This is a genomic window from Actinobaculum sp. 313, assembly GCF_003073475.1.
Taxonomy (GTDB): domain Bacteria; phylum Actinomycetota; class Actinomycetes; order Actinomycetales; family Actinomycetaceae; genus Asp313.
This window is the reverse complement of record NZ_CP029033.1, coordinates 2,596,255-2,615,341: the sequence shown is the minus strand read 5'-3', so window position 1 is coordinate 2,615,341 and position 19,087 is coordinate 2,596,255. Positions and strand designations below refer to the sequence as shown.

The following is a 19,087-nucleotide window of genomic DNA, read 5'->3' as shown; positions in this document are numbered from 1 at the left end:
GAGAAGTGCGGTGCCACTCGATCAATGAGGCCGCCCCGGATACAGATGGGAGTGAATCTTCATGGAGAAATGCGGTGCCACCTGAAGCCCGGCCTCTTCGGCCAGAATCAACAGTTTGCGGAACTCGGTGATGCCCCCGATTCGCGGCGCATCGGGCTGGATGAAGTCGCATGAGTGCATTTCAATACGCTTGCGATGCTCGGCCACGGAGGTCAGCATTTCTCCAGTGGCAATTGGGGTGGCAATTTCGCGGGCAAGTTCCGCGTGCCCGGCGTAATCGTAGGCATCCAACGGCTCTTCGATCCAGATGAGGTTGAATTCCTCCATTGCCTTGCACATGCGCATGGCGGTGGGGCTGTCCCACTGCTGATTCGCGTCCACCACAAGCGGGAAGTCATCACCCAGTAGATCACGCATCGCCGTTAGGCGCTCGAAGTCGATCTTGTGGTCCGGGTGTCCCACCTTGATCTTGATGTCGCCAATGCCTGACTCCAGTGCCTCTTTGCATTGTCGAGCACTTCCGGAAGAGGTGAATTGAGGAACCCGCCGGAGGTGTTGTAGCAACGTATCGAATCACGATGCGTGCCGATAAGTTTGGATAGTGGAAGTCCGGCGCGTTTCGCCTTCAGATCCCACAGGGCGACATCGATGGCTGCAATGGCCTGTACGGCCACGCCCGAACGGCCGACCGAGGCTCCCGCCCACAGTAATTTGACGTGTAGGCGGTCAATATCGTTGGGATCTTCACCAATGAGGTTGTCGGCGATTTCATTCGCATGCGCAAATTGGGCGGGGGCACCGGCACGCTTGGAGTATCCGAATCCGAGGCCCGTGTGGCCGTCACTGGTTTCGAGTTCGCAGAAAAGGAAGTTGACCTCCGTCATCGGTTTCTGCCTGCCGGTGAACACCTTGGCATCGGAGATCTCGTTCTTAAGCGGGAGTACCACATGGGATAGTTTGACGTTCTTAATGCTGTCGGGCATGAATCGCTCCTTGTGTAATCACTGTATCTGAATGACTCTGCGGCCCGTCGGCTTCGATCTGCCTGCAGATTAAGTCCGCGTGCGCATTTCGAGCACGCCACGACGGGCAGGCGATCCAACCGACGTGCCGAGACGCTTCGAGGGGACCGGCAATCAGTGGCTGCGCGAGTCCGTTGGATTCGCGCGACGGAAGTGTGGAGAATGCCGACGGTGCCCCGCGCAATTCGTTGGCAATGCATCGCTGCGACGCCAATGCCGGACGGAACCATCTGGCGAGCCCCAGGCTTGGGAGAGGCAGTGGCGCCGGCATTCATGTACTGATCGACAATCGGTGGGTCTCACATCGGCACAATGACCCTGCCGAATGCGGCGGCCGAACATGAGGCGAATCCGCCCCGCAACCTCGCGTTGGCGGGCCGGATATCACACCATCGCTGATGCGACTACCATGTGTTCATAGTGTCGCGTTTTTGCCCGCCGAACAGGGGACATTATTCGATGACTGAATGTGGCCGAGCCTGTTAGCGCCGCGTGTTGCTGTCATCCTCTTCGGCAGCGCGTGTTGCTGGCATCCTCGTGTCTCGGCGGCGCGATGTGTCCAAATCCCGTCCAAACGAAGAACATCCGGTTTTCACCGACGCCGAAATCCGCATGATTCCGCCATTCTTTAAATTGAAACATTCCATTTTGCCATCGTTTGGACGGGATTTGGACAGGCGCGAGCGTGCAGGGCCGCAGCCGACCCGGCCACGGCCCCGCACTATGGGCTCACAGCCACATCTCGACCAGAACCTTGCCCGAAAGATCAGAGTTCTTCGCCGTGACGAAAGCCGCCACCGGATCGTCGGCGGACACGGTATGGGTAATGACGGCGTCGGCAATCTCCGGACGGTTCGCCAGCAACTGAACGGCGTCGTCAATCTCATTGTTGAAACGGAAGCTGCCGCGAATCTCAATCTCCTTGGAGATAACCGGTGCGATGGTCAGCGGCTGCGGACCGCCCGCAAGCATTCCGACCTGCACATGCAAACCGGCCGGCCGCACTGCCTCGAACGCGTTGGAGACCGCAGCGGGCACGCCCGTGCACTCGAGGATGACGTCGAAGTAATTGGTCGGAAGCCCATCACGGTCCGAGCGCAGGGTGCGCGTGACGCCGAGCTGCGATGCTCGCGAAAGCGGCCCGTCCAGAACGTCAGCGGCAACCACCTCCGCAGCACCTTTACTGAGGGCGCCGGCAGCGGTGAGTAATCCGATGGGTCCCGAGCCTGAGACAAGAACCTTCTTCCCCTCCAGGTCGCCGACAATATTGATTCCATGCAGGCCTACGCCTAGCGGTTCGGATAGTGCCGCCACACGCAGGTCCATTCCAGTGGGTAGCACACGGACCATGTCCGAGCGGACCACCAAGTACTCGGCCATACCGCCCTGTGTGTGTGGATGAGTCGAGGCGGAGCCGAGATAGCTACCTCCGGGGAAGACGCTGGGGCGATCCTCGGCGCCCGGCACCGGCGTTCCGAAGGTAGCTGGGTGAACCGTAACAGGGGTGCCAGGCTCCAGCTTGCCGGAGGGGTCGAGGTCCACGGTTGCTGAGAGCTCGTGGCCGGGGTCAGGGGCTCGGTAATTGCGTAGGCACCTACCGCGCCGTCGAAGTAGTAGTGCAGGTCCGATCCGCAAACGCCAACATAGGCGACGCGGAGCCGAACCTGCCCCTCACCGGGTTCCGGTAAGGGTACCTCCTCTATATGTAGATCTTCTTTGCCGTGAATATAAACGGCACGCATGGCAACCTCTTTCTTTTGTGATTGTTCCTTCTATGGAGTGCATATGCCGTGATGAACCGCGCGACACCGCGGGGTTCATCACGACGTGTGGATAGTGGTGGTGACTGGAGTATGTGGATGGACTAAGCGCGTGATCTTGGCGGATGGAGTAGGTCTTTGAAACTGTTGGTACTACAACGATTCATCGCACCGTGCGGAACCTACGCTGGGTTGAGGCTGCCACGAGTCGGACTAGTGCAACTGTGACGGTCCGACTCGTGGCGACGAGAGCAATCAGAACATGCCGCCGACGACGAAGATGACCAGAGACAGAGCGAACACCATCACCGATTCGAGCGCCTGCTGGACTGTCCAGGTTCGCAGCGTGGTAGCGGTATCCATGCCGAGCAGGCGGCCAACGAGCCAGAATCCGGAGTCGTTGACGTGGGATGCGAAAACAGAGCCTGCCGCGCAAGCCAAGGTGATCGCCACAACCTGCATGGGACTGAAATTACCGTCTAGTACCGCAGGTGCCATCAGACCGGCAGCGGTCGTAAGAGCGACTGTGGCTGAACCCTGCGCCAACCGTAGCGCGACCGCAACCAGATATACGGCAACGATCACCGGCATGCCCAGATCGCCAAGTGCCTCTTTCAATGCGTTACCGATACCGGACTGGCGCAGCACTCCTCCGAACATGCCACCGGCACCGGTAATGAAGACGACCGAGGCGATGGGGCCAAGCGAAGAATCGAGAAGCTTCTCCAGCGCTGAGCCGCCCTCGTGGCGCCGCAAACCGAGCACAAGGATAGCAACGATCACCGCGATGAGCAGCGCGATACCGGATGTCCCGAGGAGTGTAAACACCTTGGCCCATGTGGGTAGGGAGACCTGGGAGAGTTCGGGTTCGGGGTTGTACTTGCCGAATACATCCGCCTTCGTCATGAAATCGACGCTCGTGTTCAGGAAAATCAAGAGCATCGGGAGTAGCAACACGCTGATAACGGTTCCCGTCTTCGGCGGATTCGCCACCGTACGAGTCTCGCCGCCGAAAATCGTGTTCGAGATGTCGATATTCGGGAATCGACGCGCACAGTAGCGGCCCCACAGAACGCCGGTGACGTAGAAGGTCGGAACTGCCACCACGATACCAGCGATAATAAGGACGCCTAGGTTGGTGCCGAAGAAGCTGGAAGCAGCGACCGGGCCGGGATGCGGCGGCACGAACACGTGCATCACCGAGAAGGCGACGGCGGTGGGGAAGGCGTAGAGCAGGATGGGGCCACCCAGACGTTTCGCAACAGCGAAGACGATTGGCAGCATCACGACGAGGCCGGCGTCGAAGAACATTGGGAAGCCGAGGAGCAACGAGGCGATGCCGAGTGCGAACGGTGCGTTTCTCTCACCGAAGGTTCGGATCATAGAATCGGCCAGTGCCTGTGCGCCGCCGGAGTTTTCTATAAGTTTGCCCAACATTGCGCCCAGCCCGACTAATATACCGACGCTTCCCAGCGTGGAATTGAAACCACTCATGACCACGTCATATAAGCTGCCAATCGGGATTCCGGCTGCCAATGCGGTCAGAACGGACACGATAACAAGCGTCAGGAATGCATGCAATTTGCAGACGATGATGAGCAGCAAGATCAAAAGAATCGCTGCGGCCGCGATCCCCAGCAAGGGGCCGGCACTCATTGTCTGTTCCCAGTTTTCCATGGAGGTCTCCATTGACATTACAAGCAGGACCAGGATCCCGATAAGCGGGATGTGTGTGCCCCGATCACCGCTTTGTGGCGGACAAATGATGTACGCCGAGCGTGCGGGCGCGTGACCCTTCTGCTACGGCACCTGCCATCTTAGTACGGCTGGTAGACTCAATTGTACAAACCCGAATCTGAGCCGTTTGGGCCCTATGTCCACTCGCGTCTGGCCTCTGGGTTGTCCAGTCAGCTATCGATGTCCGCGGTAGTCACGTGCGCGGGCGGCGCAGTCTTGGAATCCTGGACGAGAGAGCCCAACGCAGCGGCTCACAACGGCATACAGTGGTAAGGAGCCTCAATCGCTGCGGTGATTGGCGGCTCCAGCGGTGAACAAGGGAGTAGCCGCATTCAAAAGAGAAAGGTGGCGGAATGCAAAGGTTGCACCGAGATGACCTGTATCAAGACAAGGTACTTGCCCAGCGCCTGATCGGAGCAAGTGCTCCTGAGAAGACGGGGATTGTCCATATTGGCCTGGGCAATTTCCATCGTGCCCATGCGGCTGTTGCGACGGCGGAGGCCCTTGCGGCGGAGCCCGGGGACTGGGGTGTGGTTGGAGTGGCGATGCATAGCCACGGCGTCGTTGATCCAATGCGCGAACAGGGCGGCGCCTACTCGGTACTGCAGCTGACACCGCGCGGCGAAGATGTGGGAATCGTGGACGTACACCGCGCCTTTTGCGTTGCCGCCGACGAACCTGAGGCCGTCGTCGCGCAAATCGCCGCTCCCGAGCACAAGATCGTTACACTGACGGTTTCCGAGCAGGGATACCACAAGGATGAGATGACCGGAGGACTCGACACCGCCCACCCGGACGTGGCTGCGGATATCGCCGGCGCCGGCCCCAGCACGCCGGTGGGACTGTTGGCACGTGGGCTGCAGAAACGGTTTGCCGACGGCGGGGCACCGCTGACGATTCTGTGCTGCGACAATATGCAGGCGGGTGGGGCGCTTGTGCGCCGCCTTGTCACTGAGTTCTTGCAGGCTGTGGACGCGGAGTCGGCATTGCTGGATTGGATGGCGCACTCTGTCACCTTCCCCAATTCAATGGTGGATCGTATCGTTCCGGGAACGACGGATAAGACGCGCGCGGACGTTGAGCGTATTGCCGGTTATCACGACGACGTGCCGGTTCCTACCGAAGAGTTCACCATGTGGGTGATTGAGGATAACTTTGCTGCGGGTCGGCCTGCATGGGAGAAGGCGCGCGGAGTCATCTTTTCCACCGAGGTGGAGAAGTACGAGCTGGTCAAACTGCGCATTCTCAATGCCTGCCACTCCCTGATCTCCTATCTCGGCGTGCTCGACGGGCGGGGCACTGTTCCTGATGCGCGCACCCAGCAGTTCATTGAGGATTGTGTGCGCCATCTGATCGGTGACGAGATGCTTCCCTCGATTGACCTGCCGGAGGGATTCGATCCCGAGAATTACGTGGCGCAGCTCTTTGATCGCTGGACGAACTTCGCGCTGGGAGACAGGACGGCGCGGATTTGTTCTCATGGAATCGTGCGGCTCAATCAGCGAGTCATCATCCCTGGTACTCGACTGTTGGCACAGGGGATAATGCCGCAACAAATCGCGTTGCTTTTCGCCTCCTGGCTGTGCTGCACATGCCCGCCGCCCGGCTTCGTGCCGGATGCGCTTGTGGAAGAGATCGTCGAGCCGCGGCAGCCCGAACTGCGTGCCGCCTCTGATGCTGCCCTCGCTGCGGCCGGACCGGACGCCAATCCGGTAGCGGTCCACGTCGACGCGATTCTGCGCGGGGGATTCTTTGCCAGCGAGTTGACTGCCTACGAGGCCTTCAATCAGCGTGTGACGGAACTGGTACAGCTGATCGTGAGTAGTGGAGTACGTGCAGCTGCGCAGGACGCCTTGAGTAAGAGGCTTTCAAGCATCTAGGTGTGTGGCCCCGCCGGGCATAGCAGAGGTTGTGCCCGGCGGGACGTCTCGCCTCGTTACGCACTGCGGTCGTTACGTACCGCGACTGTATCCCCACCGGGGTTTACATTCGGTCTGCGAAAAGTGTGAGGCGGATGGAGTAGAGGCTCGCGTTGTAGAGATGGTTGCCGTACTCAACCACACGCCCGGCGGCGTCGTATGTGGTGCGTTGCATGGTCAATAACGGTGCGTCAACCGGGACGCCAAGTTGCTCCGCGTCATCAGGCGTGGCATTGCGTGCGCCGACCGTCTGATGAGCTGTCATCATGGAGACTCCGGATTCCTTCATGGCGGCATAAAGGCCCTGCTTTGAAAGGACCTTCAAGGAGGGGCAGACGTCCAGAGGCACCAGATTCGTCATAATCGCCAACGGGCCGGTCTCGATCGAACGGATGCGGCGCATGCGGACGATTTCCGTATCGCGAGCGCATTCCAGAGCTTCCATTTCCGCGTCATCGGCGAGCACTATCTCATACGATATGACTCTCGTACTGGGCGTGAAACCGGCACGTTTCAGGTCGTCATTGAAGGACGTGAGGCTGAGTGGACGGTGAATTCGAGTGGGTGCGACGCGTGTACCGGACCCGCGCTTACGGCGGACGAGGCCTTGGCTAACGAGTTGCTGCAGTGCGTGCCGTGCGGTCGGCCGCGATACTTCCAGCCGTTGTGCCATGGATACTTCATCTTCGATTAAACTTCCCTCCGGGATCTCGCCGTTCAAGATGAGGCGTTCGATCGGAGCTGCAATCTGCTTGTAAAGGGGAACCGATGAGTCCCTATCCAGTTCGATGGCAGGAACGAAGGGGGCAGCATCGGCTGGCTGGCCTGAACTACCGGTTGCTGGGTTCATCTCGCCGCCTTGGAGTGTCGGTACGAAGGGTATATCCGGCATTCTAGCGTCTCCACCGCCGGTGTGGCGGCCCTTACGTGTGGGCTAGGTCATGGATAATGAAGTTATTAAGCGAATCAATATTGGCTAACAGTCCTCCGACCAGCACATTTGCGTCGCGCGATCCAGAGTTTCGAAGTCGCAGATAATCGACTATCTGCTAACGCGTCGGCGTGTTGCGTTCTTCTCTCGTCAGTTCTTCTCCCGTCAATTCTTCTGGCATGCCTTCCTCTCTGGTCAGTCCTCCTCCTTCGCCAGGGCTTTCACACCGGCCTCAAGAGTTGCGATGATCTTGTCGACGTCGTACACGCATCCGCGCCACATGCCGCCGGAGACATCCTGCAGGGCCGCCCACAGCCGGGTGTCATCGGGGAGATCGGGATCGGGCCGCAGGCTGACGGGAGTGTTGCGGGCAGCCAACACGGCTGCTCCTTGCTGCGGAGTTAACCGTTGATCCTCGGTTCCGATAAAGTTGAGCGAACCGTCGAGATTCTTTGTATCGACGACGATTTCGACGACGTCGCCGCCGCGGAGCTTGCCAATCGGACCTCCCGCCAATGCCTCCGGCCCGACATGGCCGAAACACGCCCCGGTCGAGACGCCGGAGAAGCGCGCATCGGTAATCAGAGAGACATGTTTGCCGAAGGGAAGCTTTTTCAACGCGGAAGTTACCTGATAGGTCTCCTCCATACCTGTGCCTCGTGGCCCGGCACCAAGGACCACCATTATGTCTCCGGCAACGATATCGCCCGCCTTGATTGCGGTGATAGCCGCCTTCTCCGAGGTGAAGACCTTGACGGGAGCGGTATGCCTGAATACGCCGTCGTCGTCAATCACACTCGGATCAATGGCGGTGGATTTCACCACGGAGCCTTCCGGCGCGATGTTGCCGAGAGGAAAGGTAACGGTGGAGGTCATTCCGCGGACAGCCGCTTCATCCGGGGTCATGATGACCTCGTCGGGTTCCACGCCGTCGACCTCGCGTAGACGCTGGCGAATACGGGAGCGCCGCTCACTGTTCTCCCACCAGTCGAGGTTCTCACCGAGGGTCTGTCCCGTTGCCGTGAGAACGTCTTCGTGCAGTAGCCCCAAACGCCGTAGGTGCAGCATGACTTCGGGAACGCCACCGGCCAGGAAGACGGAAGTGGTCGGATACATCACCGGGCCGATGGGTAGCACGGAGACCAGACGTGGCACCCGCCGGTTGATGTGTGCCCAGTCGGAGACGGAGGGGACTCGGCATCCGGCGTGGTAAGCAATGGCGGCCAGATGCAGCAGCAGGTTGGTGGATCCGCCGAAGGCGGCGTGCAACACCATGGCGTTCTCGACGGCGTCGTCGGTGAGGATGTCAGTGGTCGTGATTCCGGCATCCTTGAGTCTGAGCAGTGCCCGAGCCGAGCTGCGGGCCAAATCAATCCAGATCGCCTCGCCCGAGGGTGCGAGGGCGGAATGTGGGATCGCCAGTCCGAGGGCCTCGCCAACAACTTGCGAGGTACCGGCGGTGCCAAGGAACTGGCAGCCGCCGCCCGCGGAGGCGCAGGCACGGCACCCCAGGGTGACGGCATCCTCAAAGCTCATCTCACCACCGGCATAGCGCACTCCGATGGTCTGGATCGTTCCGGCGTCTTCACCGTGGGAAGGCATCAGCGTAGATCCACCCGGAACCAGGACGGTTGGCAGATCGTGCTGCGACGCCAATGCCATCATGAGGGCGGGAAGCCCCTTATCGCAGGCGGCGATTCCGAGCACGCCTTTGCGGTCCGGTAGAGAACGGATAAGACGCCGGAAAACTGTTGCGGCATCGTTGCGGTAGGCGAGGGAATCGAACATGCCGGTTGTGCCCTGGGTGCGGCCATCGCACGGATCGGAGACATAGGTGGAGTAGGGCAGGGTGTTGTGTGCAGCCAACTCCTGCGCCGCAGCCTCCAACTGGAGACCGAGCTCGTAATGGCCGGTGTGCAGCCCGAGGGCGGTCGGAAGGCCATCGCGCTCGCGAATCCCGGCGAGCGTGCTGATCATCATGATGGCGTCGTTGCCGAGCTCGGCCGGATTCCACCCCATTCCCGCGTTGAGCGTCATTCCGAAGATACTGCCGCTGGGAAGTGTGCGTAACTGGTCCGGGGTCAGGGGCAGACGGCCCGCCGGGCCGTCGCGATGGGTGTGCGCCTGGTAAATTGCCGGGTCGTCTTCGGTGTAAATGTCTTGCATGATCGTGTCCTCGTTGAAAGGTCGGTGTGTTTTGGGGCCGGATGTGTGAAGGTTCGGATGTGTGAAGGTTCGGATGTGCGAGGGGTTCTGTTGTGTGAAGGGCTCTGTTGTGTGCAAGGTTCGGCACAACTCGTTTGACGGCGCGCGCAACACGTTGTGCCGCAGCGCTACGTCGCATGCAGCCGTGGTTGTCTCCCATGCACTATGTTCCACGTACCCGTGTTGGCACAGGAAACGAGGCTGTGTGCAGACAGTGTCATAAGGGGCGCGTGGCGGGAAGGAGGCGGAGTCCGGCCTCAGCGATAAGGGCGGTGGCGCGCTGCAGAATCGCGTCGACGGCCTGCTTCTGTGCTTCGTTCAGCGGTGCGCACGAGGTACGGCACGCCTGCGCGACCGGTACGCCGCGCCATGCCATGGCGTATTTGAGTATGGGAGTGAAGTTAGGGGTGATGTTGTATAGGGGTGCAAGGGTGTCGATTATGTGCTGCAAGCGCGCGCTTGCCTCCCAGTCCTGGTTGCGGCACGATTTCGCCCAGGCGGCGCATACCTCCGGGTAGATGTTGGAAAGGCCGGCAATACAGCCGCTGCCTCCCGCCAGAGCGTTGTGCGCGAAGTTCTCATCCAGCCCGGAGTAGATTTGGAACTCCGGGCGATCCGGCAGAATTGTGTCGATCAGCTCGCGCGTATGCGACATATCGGGCAGGGTATCCTTGATTCCCACAATGAATGGGTGATCTGCCGCGAGCCGCTGCACCAGCGCAGTGCTCAACGGGTTCCCGGTACAGCCGGGGAAGTTGTACAGGTAGATTCTTCCAACCACTTCCTTGGCAATCGTGGCGTAGTGGTGATAGAGGTCCGCCTCGGAGAGTTGGAAATAGTAGGGTGCGATGATGACGACGCCGTCGGCGCCCGCATGCAGCGCATAATGGGACATTTCAATCGTCTCGGCCACCGAGTTGCCCCCGGTTCCCACCAACAGGTGGGTTCTACCCGCGATATGCGTGGTTGCCAGGTCAATGAGGTGGAGCTGTTCCTCGCGTGGGATGGCGTAGAACTCGCCGATACTGCCGAGCAGAAGAAGGCCATCGATTCCGCCATCGATGAGGAAGTCATAGACGGCGCGGTTGGCCGCCTCGTCTATGGCGCCGTCGTCGGTGAAGGCGGTGATCACCGGTGTGATGTATTCAAGTGTGGTTCGCATGCTCGTTCCTTTGCCGGTTTGTGGCTACGCCATTGTCGCGATGTGGGGCACGAAGCAGATGTTGGAGCTGCCCGCCTTCTAACATTGTCACAATTCGGGTCCAGTGGCGCTGTACTTGCGCGAAATGTGAGGCCGGATGGTTCCGCCTCTTTTCGGTGGAGAGCGGAGGGGTCCGGTACGCGGAAGGGCCCGGTACGCGGAGGGCCTGGCGCCGGAACCGCCCGCGTCCAGTTGACTGGGGCGCGGGCGGTGGGGCCGCTGTTGCGGCTCGCTTCACAGCCGCTCAGCTCTGCTTTTCCTCCGAGCGATCTCCGCTCCACAGCGTGTGGAAAACGCCTTCCTTATCAACACGCTGATAGGTGTGTGCACCGAAGTAATCCCGCTGCCCTTGGATGAGGTTGGCGGGTAGCCGGTCCGCGCGCACGCCGTCGTAGTAAGCCAGTGATGACGCGAACACCGGGATGGGCACACCGGTGCGGGCTGCATAGGAAACAACTCGCCGCCAGGAAGGAACGGCCTTGCCGATCTCCTCGGCGAAGTAGCCGTCCGCCAGCAGCAGGGGGAGCTGCGGGTCGCGCTCGTAGGCGTCGGTGATCCTGCCGAGGAATACCGCACGGATAATGCAGCCACCGCGCCAGATACGCGCCATGGCACCCAGGTCAACGTTCCATTCGTATTCGTCGGATGCCTTCCGAATGAGTTCGAAGCCCTGCGAGTAGGCGACCATCTTCGAGGCGTACAAGGCCTGCCGGATATCTTCGATAAAGGCCTCCCTATCCTCGACGGGCACCGTCTCGACGCCGGCGGTCAGGCTACGCCCGGCCTCGCGCTGCGCGACGGAACTGGAGAGGCCACGCGCAAAGGTGGCCTCGGCGATTCCGGTGACCGGTACACCCATCTCGGCACCGTTCTGCACGGTCCATGTGCCGGTGCCCTTCTGCCCTGCGCGGTCGAGGATGATATCGACGAAGGGTTTGCCGGTAGCGGCGTCGGTATGCGCCAGTACCTCCGCGGTGATCTCAATCAGGTACGATCCGAGCTCGGTCTCATTCCACTTGCGGAATACCTCGCCGATCTCCGGCGCGGACATTCCCAACGCAGTCGACATGATGTAGTACGCCTCGGCGATAACCTGCATATCTGCATACTCAATGCCGTTGTGCACCATCTTGACGAAGTGCCCGGCGCCATCTGGCCCCACGTGCGTACAGCACGGTTCGCCATCGACATGGGCGGAGATCTTCTCGAACATCGGGCCCAGACGTTCGTAGGATTCGGCCGTTCCACCGGGCATGATTGATGGGCCGTTCAGGGCACCTTCCTCACCGCCGGAAACTCCCGAACCGACGTAGTGCAGTCCGCGTGCTCGGATATCGGCTTCGCGGCGGCGGGTGTCGTGATAGTTGGCGTTACCGCAGTCGACAATGATATCGCCCGGCTCCATCAAGTCGGCCAACTGGTCGATAACGGCATCGGTGGGCGCCCCCGCCTTCACCATGATGATGGCGACGCGTGGCCGCGACAGTGCCGCCACGAAATCGCTGAGAGACTCGGCCGGATAGAACACGCCTTCGTCGCCATGCTCGGCCATAACCTTCTCGGTTCTAGCCGCCGAACGATTATGAATCGCAACCTTGTAGCCGTTGCGAGCTAGATTACGCGCCAGATTCGATCCCATGACGGCCATGCCGGTGACGCCGATATCGGCGATTCCTTGCGGCGGGGTAGGGATGGACATACTCACTCCTTAGGTGTTGCGGCGACAACGTCACCTGTTTATATCAGCAGTGCTATATCAGCAGCTTTATTTCAGCTGTGCGGCGGCAGCTGCCGCCGCGTGATTAATTCGGCGGCAATTGACATACATGCTGCCGCACCGGTGTGGTTGAAGGGATGGAAGGTGACCACACCGGCATGGCGGCTCCCACTCAGGTCTTATCCGAGAGCGGCGGCGACGACTGCCTTCGCCTCGTCCTGCACCTGCGTGAGGTGCTCCTCTCCCTTAAAGGACTCGGCGTAAATCTTATACACATCTTCGGTGCCTGATGGGCGCGCTGCGAACCAGGCATTCTCCGTGCAGACCTTGAGTCCACCGATCAGGGCATCGTTTCCGGGGCGCGAACCAGTTTCGCGGTGATGTGCTCACCGGCGAGGGTGCTAGCGGAGACGTCTTCTGGTGCGAGGGCGCCGAGTTTGGCCTTCTCCTCCTTGCTGGCGGGGGCGTCGATACGCGCGTAGGAACTAGCGCCGTAACGCGCGACCTGATCGTCGTGTAGCTGTGACGGCGACTTCCCGGTGACCGCCATGATCTCCGAAGCAAGAAGATCCATGATCAAGCCGTCTTTGTCGGTTGTCCACACCGTGCCGTTGTTGCGCAGGAATGAACCACCGGCGCTCTCCTCGCCGCCGAAACCGATGGTGCCGCTCAGGAGGCCGGGAACAAACCACTTGAAGCCTACGGGAACCTCGACGAGTTGCCGTCCCATACCGGCCACCACCCGATCAATCAGCGAGGAAGACACGAGCGTCTTTCCAACCCCCGCCTGGGCGTTCCAGCCGGGGCGGTGTGAGAACAGGTATTCGATGGCAACTGCGAGGTAATGGTTTGGATTCATCAGGCCGCCGTCGGCAGTGACGATACCGTGCCGATCCGAATCGGCGTCGTTGCCGGTGGCGATATCAAAGGGCGTGGAACCGTCCGCACCCGGCGCCATGCGCTGGCGCAGGGATGCCATGGCATTGGGTGACGAGCAGTCCATGCGGATCTTGCCGTCCCAATCCAAGGTCATAAATGCCCAGCGTGGATCGACCTGCTCGTTGACCACGGTCAGATCCAGTCCATACCGTTCGCCGATGGCTCCCCAGTACTCGACAGAGGCTCCGCCCATTGGGTCGGCGCCAATGCGCACCCCGGAGTTACGGATCGCCTGGAAGTCGATCATGGTGGACAGCGACTCGACATAGGCGGAGAGGAAGTCATGCCCTCGTACCCGATCACTTTTCACGGCCTGCTCGTAGGGGATCCGCTTGACGGACTTCCAGCCCTCGCGCAGGATCTCGTTGGCGCGGGCGGCAATCACCTTGGTGGCATCGGTATCCGCCGGGCCACCGTTCGGCGGGTTGTACTTGAACCCGCCGTCGCGTGGCGGGTTGTGTGACGGGGTGATGACGATGCCATCGGCCAGGCCGGGCCCGGTGGTGCGCACCCCGGCGTCGGTTCCGGCACCATTTGCCGTCAGGATGGCCAGTGATACGGCCGGGGTGGGTGTCCATGAGCCGCGGGCATCAAGCCGAACGTCTACATCGTTAGCGACGAGGACTTCGACGGCGGTGCGTTCGGCAGGCTCGGACAGCGCGTGGGTATCGCGGCCAATGTACAGCGGGCCGTCAAATCCCTGGGAACGCCGGTAGTCGACGATCGCCTGAGTGGTGGCCGCAATATGTGCCTCGTTGAAAGCACCGTCGAGGCTTGAACCGCGGTGACCCGACGTTCCGAATACCACGGCCTGCGCCGGGTTCGCGGGATCGGGCTCAATGTTGTAGTAGGCGGAAAGGAGCTCGTCAACATCGATGAGGTCCTCGGGTAGGGCGGGAGTTCCAGCACGTTCATTCATAGTTCTGATTCTTGCACGTTCCGTGCGAACGTGGGAGCCCAGTCGGCGAATTGCCCGGAATTCGCATGGTGGAAGTACCTTGTTATACCTTGCGCGGGCTGGCAACCGGCGCACGTACCCGGCAGTGCACGTGGAAGTACCTCGTCGTACACGCACTGGGCGGTGCCAGTATTATTCCGCGATGCGTTGCGCGATCCGGAATCCTTCGCTGGAGTAGGTGATCTCCCATTGGCCGCCGAAGTTCTCCGCCGCCCAACGCGTCAGTTGTTCCGGGGAGAATGGCATGACCGCGCTTTGCGGGCTTGCGGCGACGACGTCGATGGCTTTCTGCGCGCCGGATCTCGTGCCATCAGTCGAGGTGCCAGTGGACGGGTCGTAATAGAGCCCGGCCGTCGAGTTGCCGGAGTTGACCGTGCCCTCCCAATACACCGTATTACCGGGTACCAGGTAGGCCATGAGCCAGATATCCGTACACACGTTGTGCCCGGTGCCCAGGGTGTCCACGAGGCCCCATGCGGCGTCGCGCGAACTCTGACTGGAGTAGCCTCCGATGGTCTCGCCGCGCAGCATTGTTCCAATGGCGCCGTTGAAAGTCATGGTGGCGCTAGTGGCAAGTGCGAGGCAGGTGCCTACGGCGGCGGCCTTCTTCTTCCAGTGGGAACGGAGCCGCGTGCTGCCGCGCAACCGCTCCACCCCGTCAATAAGCGCGATAGCGGCGATTGGCATCAAAATAGCGGAGTAGTGCCAGCCCCATCCCCAGTAGTGCGTCACATTACCGGCGAAACGCCACACCAGGGTGGGGAGCATCAGCCATATGTAGGGGCTGCGCAGGCCGACAACGCCGCTCGCGAGTATCAGGAGGAGGGCGGTGACCTCCTTTTGCCCGGGTCCGAAGAAATTCGTGAGCCAGCCAAGAATCCCGGGGATGTCCGTCTGTGTTTCGCTGAGATTTCCGGTGTAGTTCCACGTGCCGTACACGTTGAACAGGGGCAGGATGATGAAGGTAGATACGACGAACCAGAAGAATCCCCACAGGATGCACAGCAGCCCGGTTGTGGCTTCGCGTGTGTGGAGGGTGCGGCGGAAGAAAGCGTAGGTCCGTGCCGGGAATTGAGAAGCGGACGCGTTGAGCGACGTCGACTCGTGAGTGGCAACGGAAGTGACGGCAGGCAAGGAACTGACGGCATCGGGTTGCGACTGGGCTGCAGGTAGATCCGCCCGGTCCTCTCGGGCAGTGACAGCGGCGGCGGGGGCGGACTCCCGCCCCCATTGCATCCAGATGAGCACGGCTCCGAAAGCCACAACGGTTAGCCCGAGGTCTTCTTTGACGAACACGATTGCTGCGAGTTCGATAAGAGCCAGGCGGTGCCGTCCTTCCAACCAATGCGAGAGCCCAAAGGCCAGGAAGACCACGGCGAAGCAGTACTCGTGGAACTGCACGGACAGTGCGGAGGCGAGGCCCCAGGAGAATAGGTAGGCGATGCCAACGAGCGTTCCCCACAGTCGACCGAGCCGTGCCCGGGCCACCCGTGTGATGGGTTCGGCGGAAAGGGCGAACAGGAGTGCCTGCAACACCAGTAGCGAGAGCCCGCTCGGCCAAATCTTGAATACGATGCCCGTTACCAGTAGCACGGGATGGAAATGATCGCCCCACAGATTGAAACCCGGCTCTTTGATATCGACGATGGGCGTCTCAAGATTTGCGTAACGTTGGGCGAGTTGGGTGAAAATACCCTGGTCCCAGGACGAGGAGAAGAAGGCATCCCACTGCCGGATGGCGTAAGCGGTGAAAAGCACGGCCCCGACTGCGGTCACGATCCATGCCACGGCGTCGAAACGTGGAAACCTCGCTGCGAAGCGGTGTGATGTACCCGCTTCGGAGGTTACGGACTCATCGGAGGTGACAGGTCCATTTGGGGTCACGTGTGTGCCCTCCGACGCCATTAGACCACATCCTTCTTCGTAAGTCGGCGCAGCGCGAGCCAGCCGATCGGCACCGGTCCCCAGAAGGTGAGAAGGCGGTAGAGAACCGCGGTGGAGAGAGCCACCGAGTAAGGCACGCCAGCTAGCGTGAGGCCGCCGGTAAGCGCGGCCTCAACCGGGCCGATACCACCGGGGGAGGGCACAACCGAGCCGATGGAGTTGGAGACGAGATAGGTAACCGCGAGGGTCACAATCGATAGGGTCTCGTTGAAGGCGGCGAGGCAGGCGCCGAACGCCGCCACATACCCAACCGTCTGTACCACGCATCCGAAGAAGCCGTAGAAGATGCGCCGCGGGTGAGTGGCCAGCCAGACGAGACGCGGCCACACCTTGTCAAGAGTTGGGCGAATGCGTTCCAGCAGCCAGCGGCGCAGGGGCGGAATCAGCCAGATGGCCACGATGACGGCGACGACGATACCCAAAACTAGCAGTATTGTGCCGGAGGGAATAGACAGACTGCCGACTTGGTCGGTGAGTAGCCCGAGGAGTATGAGCAGCAGAATTGTGGTGACGAACTGCGCTACCTGCACCAAGGATACGGTTGCCACCGCAATGGCGATGGGAACCTTTTGCCGTTGTAGGAAGCGGAGATTCAACGTCGCGTGGCCAATACCGGCGGGCGCCACCAGAGAGACGACCGATGCCGCCAACTGCACCATGGTGGTGCGCCCCAGGGTGAGGTGCTCTGCTGTGAAGGCTTTGAGGGTGATGCCGGCGCCGAGGTAAGTCAGGCCGCTGGCGATAATGCCGAGCAGGATCCACAGGGGCTGGGCTTGGACCAAGGTCTTCTTCAAGTCCTCGAAGTTGATGGATCCAAGCAGGATGAATACCGCGATAAGACCGACGGAGACCGTGATAACGGTTCTGGCGGAGAAACGCCGCAGTTGCATGGGCTGGGTTTCGGCTGCTGCGGGAATCGCCACCGTCATGGCGTCGCGAAGTCGCTGCAATTCGCGTTTATCTGTCAATGCCGAGCGGGTCTCGTTTGGAAGGATGGCAGCCTGCAGAATCGGTGCCAGGGAGACAATCTGATCGACCGGCAGGCACCGCTTCGCCGAAGCTATGGCCCGATCAAAGCCAACCGTGGTTGCCAACATGGCCATCGCCTGCGCCATATCAATCCGCCGGGTAATCTCCGAGGCTGCCAATGACCCATTCTCCCAGTGGAGGATTTCGGCATGGCCGTCACGCAGGGCGACGACGCCGGCCCGGATGTCTCCATGCGAGAGGCCGCGGCGATGCGCGCGTTGTAGGACGTCCCATACCTCGTCGAGGGCACTATCCGGGATAGTATCGGCATGAAGTGCGGAAAAGGCGGTGGCGCCGTCCACTTCAAAAGCAACGGCCATGGACGTGTCCGAACCTGCCACTCGTACCAGACGCTGTGGGCACACTCCCATGTTTGCAGCGGTGAGTTCCATAAGCACGACACGATCAGTTGACGCCTCGATTGTGCGCTCTGATCGGCGGGTGGAGGTGGTCAGAACAATGCGGTTCCACATCGTCGCCAACAGTCCGACGATGTGCTGATCAGCGTCGAGGAGGGCGAGGTGGAAATGTCTGCCCGTAACGTCCGTGACAATGTAGTTGCGGGAGGCCTCCTCTCCGAGGGGCGGATGGTGTGCATCTATGGTGACAGCCCGCAACTGCCAGGCGTTCAAATCATCGGCAACGGTAAGGGATCCGGAGGAGGTATCTTCCGGGGGTGCGATAACTGAAGCATCACCCGCACCACCGCTCGGCGGTATCTGATCGACCGGCGATCCTTCGTTGTCTACCGTTGTAGCGCAGCAGGTGGGCAGTTCGGTGTCTGCGCTTGAATGGTTTGCAGCTTCTCCCGCAGTACTGTCGCGCAACAGTAGGCGTATTTGTTCTATGCCGAATCGGTCAACGTATCCGATGGGTTCCGCCGTGTTAGCACGCCAAGCCGATAGATCGACGTCGTCGGGCAGATCGTCGATCCGGACTATCTGCACGGCATCAATACCGGCACGTCGTACAAGATTGACCAGGTCGGCACCCACCACACGATCAGGGTCGTCTCCGGCGATGTAGCGGGCAAGGCAGCCGCAGAGCATGCCGAGCAGGACCGTAATCAGGGCGCCGGGCAAGGTCTGAGTTCCCTGCAATACGGAAACGATGAGCACAATAATCAGCAGCCACCAGCCCCAGGAAATGATCTTGGTGCGTTTTCGGGAGCCATTAACCGTAAGAACTGCGGAAATTGCGGCTACGTAGGGCAGAAGGAAAATGATGGTCTGCTCGCTGATTGAGTCCGAGAGTTGGCCGGTAATGGGCGAGAGTGGAAAATAGCGTTGAAATAACCAGAGCAGGCCGTATGCCAGTGCGGTGGCCGATACGAGTGCCATGGCCGAAGTGACGAGCGAGCGCCAGCGCCGCCTCCACGCCAGGTCCACCGCAACGGCGAGGGGAAGAAAGAAACTGAGAAGGCCCTCCAGCACATTGATGGGCATGAAAAGTATCGTTTGCAGTATGCCGCTGGTGGCGGTGCGGACGTCCCGCGTCACCGCCAACGTGGTGGAGGCGCCATATACCGCCAGCAGCATGACCAGCCCGATGCTGATCAGATACAGCACTACCGATACAAGGTCACGTGGGCGGCGAAGCCAGTGGGTGACCTCGTCAACGAGGACGACACTGCGACGCGGCGGGGTGGCCGCAGCGGAGATCGTCACATCGTTCGTCATAGTCGTTAGTTTACGGGGTGCCCGAGCGGCAGGGCCAAAGTTGCCA

At 60.7% G+C, this 19,087-nt stretch carries 11 protein-coding genes and 1 pseudogene; 1 reads left to right on the top strand and 11 read right to left on the bottom strand.

The window, feature by feature from the left end; genetic code table 11:
* Positions 1-21 precede the first annotated feature (21 nt).
* The 4 genes from DDD63_RS13250 to DDD63_RS11285 form a co-directional block, all read right to left on the bottom strand.
* Positions 22-462, bottom strand: coding sequence for an enolase C-terminal domain-like protein (locus DDD63_RS13250; RefSeq protein WP_276308083.1), 441 nt, complete (start codon positions 460-462; stop codon positions 22-24).
* Positions 423-983, bottom strand: coding sequence for a hypothetical protein (locus tag DDD63_RS13245; protein WP_276308082.1), 561 nt, complete (start codon positions 981-983; stop codon positions 423-425). The genes DDD63_RS13250 and DDD63_RS13245 overlap by 40 nt, the downstream gene beginning before the upstream one ends.
* A 768-nt stretch (positions 984-1,751) precedes the next feature.
* Positions 1,752-2,564 carry a zinc-binding dehydrogenase gene (locus tag DDD63_RS11290; protein WP_240611279.1) on the bottom strand — a complete coding sequence of 271 codons (813 nt, stop codon included), beginning with the start codon at positions 2,562-2,564 and terminating at the stop codon, positions 1,752-1,754.
* Between the two features lie 473 nt (positions 2,565-3,037).
* The gene (locus tag DDD63_RS11285) at positions 3,038-4,459 is read right to left on the bottom strand and encodes a GntP family permease (RefSeq protein ID WP_108716457.1); all 1,422 of its coding nucleotides are present in this window, start codon (positions 4,457-4,459) and stop codon (positions 3,038-3,040) included.
* A gap of 413 nt (positions 4,460-4,872) precedes the next feature.
* Between DDD63_RS11285 and DDD63_RS11280 the strand changes: the two genes are divergently transcribed.
* On the top strand, positions 4,873-6,399 hold the full coding sequence (locus DDD63_RS11280; protein WP_108716456.1) for a mannitol dehydrogenase family protein: 1,527 nt from the start codon (positions 4,873-4,875) through the stop codon (positions 6,397-6,399).
* Between the two features lie 103 nt (positions 6,400-6,502).
* Here DDD63_RS11280 and DDD63_RS11275 read toward each other — a convergent pair whose 3' ends face one another.
* The 7 genes and pseudogenes from DDD63_RS11275 to DDD63_RS11245 all read right to left on the bottom strand — a co-directional run bounded on the left by DDD63_RS11275 (position 6,503) and on the right by DDD63_RS11245 (position 19,041).
* Positions 6,503-7,288, bottom strand: a complete 786-nt coding sequence (locus DDD63_RS11275) for a GntR family transcriptional regulator (protein ID WP_108716750.1) — start codon at positions 7,286-7,288, stop codon at positions 6,503-6,505.
* Between the two features lie 276 nt (positions 7,289-7,564).
* A complete protein-coding gene (locus tag DDD63_RS11270; RefSeq protein ID WP_108716455.1) occupies positions 7,565-9,535 on the bottom strand; it encodes a YjhG/YagF family D-xylonate dehydratase in 1,971 nt (656 codons plus the stop codon).
* 256 nt (positions 9,536-9,791) lie between these two features.
* Positions 9,792-10,736, bottom strand: a complete 945-nt coding sequence (locus DDD63_RS11265; RefSeq protein WP_108716454.1) for a dihydrodipicolinate synthase family protein — start codon at positions 10,734-10,736, stop codon at positions 9,792-9,794.
* A 283-nt stretch (positions 10,737-11,019) separates the two neighbouring features.
* A complete protein-coding gene (gene gndA / locus DDD63_RS11260; RefSeq protein ID WP_108716453.1) occupies positions 11,020-12,474 on the bottom strand; it encodes an NADP-dependent phosphogluconate dehydrogenase in 1,455 nt (484 codons plus the stop codon).
* A gap of 197 nt (positions 12,475-12,671) precedes the next feature.
* Positions 12,672-14,350: pseudogene (gene pgm, locus DDD63_RS11255) on the bottom strand (phosphoglucomutase (alpha-D-glucose-1,6-bisphosphate-dependent)).
* A 171-nt stretch (positions 14,351-14,521) separates the two neighbouring features.
* On the bottom strand, positions 14,522-16,294 hold the full coding sequence (locus tag DDD63_RS11250) for a DUF2079 domain-containing protein (RefSeq protein WP_108716452.1): 1,773 nt from the start codon (positions 16,292-16,294) through the stop codon (positions 14,522-14,524).
* Positions 16,294-19,041 (bottom strand): lysylphosphatidylglycerol synthase transmembrane domain-containing protein, encoded by a 2,748-nt coding sequence (locus tag DDD63_RS11245; protein ID WP_108716451.1) that lies wholly within the window; start codon positions 19,039-19,041, stop codon positions 16,294-16,296. Before DDD63_RS11245 ends, DDD63_RS11250 begins: the two co-directional genes overlap by 1 nt.
* Positions 19,042-19,087: the final 46 nt, after the last annotated feature.